1 pseudogene is annotated in these 412 nt (G+C 39.8%); it reads left to right on the top strand.

Features of this window, described 5'->3' with window-relative positions:
• Positions 1-185 precede the first annotated feature (185 nt).
• Positions 186-412 (top strand): annotated as a pseudogene (locus B2751_RS04780) (hypothetical protein); the annotation flags it as partial.

The raw sequence follows: 412 nt of genomic DNA, 5'->3' as shown, positions 1-412 counted from the left end.
GAAGCATTCATCTTGAAACCGATGTTCAAACAGCGAAAAAATGCGATTTTAAATCACTTTCAAGGCTGAATTCCGTCATTTTTCTGAAAAAATACCCTTTCGTTTTTCATGCGTTCTGAAAATGGGTATAATAAGCACGAGAGTATAACAGAATGGAAGAAAAACGCTTTAGAAAGGAGTAGCACATGAGTCGATTCCCAAAAGAAAGTAGCAAGATTGAGATTCAAAGTTTCAAACATAACGGGAGCTTACACAGAGTTTGGGAAGAAACGCTCGTGCTGAAATCGACGGAAGAAGAATTGATTGGGTTCAATGACCGTATCATGGTCAGTGAATCGGATGGTCGTCAGTGGCGAACGCGAGAGCCTGCAATCTGTTATTTTTCAACAGAACTCTGGTTCAATGTCATTTG

Source organism: Exiguobacterium sp. UBA6282, assembly GCF_002440475.1.
GTDB lineage: Bacteria > Bacillota > Bacilli > Exiguobacteriales > Exiguobacteriaceae > Exiguobacterium_A.
Note: the sequence above shows the minus strand (reverse complement) of the source record. Positions and strands in the feature narration are given on the sequence as shown.